The sequence below is a fragment of the Rhizobium sp. CBN3 genome, assembly GCF_030518245.1.
GTDB lineage: Bacteria > Pseudomonadota > Alphaproteobacteria > Rhizobiales > Rhizobiaceae > Rhizobium > Rhizobium aethiopicum_A.
Genome location: NZ_JAULSE010000079.1, coordinates 1 through 1,124 on the forward strand (window position 1 = coordinate 1; position 1,124 = coordinate 1,124).

At 63.0% G+C, this 1,124-nt stretch carries 1 protein-coding gene; it reads right to left on the bottom strand.

Annotated elements, in window-relative coordinates:
* Positions 1–1,124: S-(hydroxymethyl)glutathione dehydrogenase/class III alcohol dehydrogenase (locus QWJ46_RS31005; RefSeq protein ID WP_302756357.1), on the bottom strand; the 1,124-nt coding region annotated here is incomplete at both ends.

Consider the following 1,124-nt stretch of genomic DNA (forward strand, 5'->3'; position numbering starts at 1 on the left):
TAGACCACCACGCCGCGGATGCTTTCGCCCTTGTGCATCAGGTCGAAGCCCTTGTTGATGTCTTCGAGCGGCATGGTGTGGGTGATCATCGGATCGATCTGGATCTTGCCCTGCATGTACCAGTCGACGATGTCAGGCACGTCGGTGCGGCCGCGCGCGCCGCCGAAGGCGGTGCCCATCCAGTTGCGGCCGGTCACCAGCTGGAACGGCCGCGTCGAGATTTCCTGGCCGGCGCCGGCCACGCCGATGATGACCGATTTGCCCCAGCCGCGATGCGAAGCTTCCAGCGCCTGGCGCATCACCTTCGTGTTGCCGGTGCAGTCGAAGGTGTAGTCGGCGCCGCCGATCAGGTCGCCATTGCGCTTGGTCATGTTGACCAGATAGGGAACGATGTCGTCGCCGACCTCTTTCGGGTTGACGAAATGCGTCATGCCGAACTTCTCGCCCCAGGCCTTGCGATCCGGGTTGATATCGACGCCGATGATCATGTCGGCGCCGGCCAGGCGCAGCCCCTGCAAGACGTTCAGGCCGATGCCGCCGAGACCGAAGACGATCGCCGTCGATCCGATCTCCACCTTGGCGGTGTTGATGACGGCGCCGATGCCTGTGGTGACGCCGCAGCCGATGTAGCAGACCTTGTCGAAGGGCGCGTCGGGATTGATCTTGGCGAGGGCGATCTCCGGCAGCACCGTGTAATTGGAAAAGGTCGAGCAGCCCATATAGTGATGGATCTTGTCCTTGCCGATCGAGAAGCGCGAGGTGCCGTCCGGCATCACGCCTTGGCCCTGGGTTGATCGGATCGAGGTGCAGAGATTGGTCTTGCGCGACGTGCAGGAATAACACTCGCGGCATTCCGGCGTATAAAGCGGAATGACATGGTCGCCCTTCTTGACCGAGGTCACACCCGGACCGACATCGACGACGATGCCGGCGCCCTCATGGCCGAGGATGGCCGGAAACAGGCCTTCCGGATCGGCGCCCGACAGGGTGAAATCGTCGGTATGGCAGATGCCGGTCGCCTTGACTTCCACCAGTACTTCGCCGGCCTTCGGCCCGTCGAGCTGCACGGTCATCACTTCAAGCGGCTTTCCGGCCTGAACGGCTACGGCGGCGCGAACGTCCAT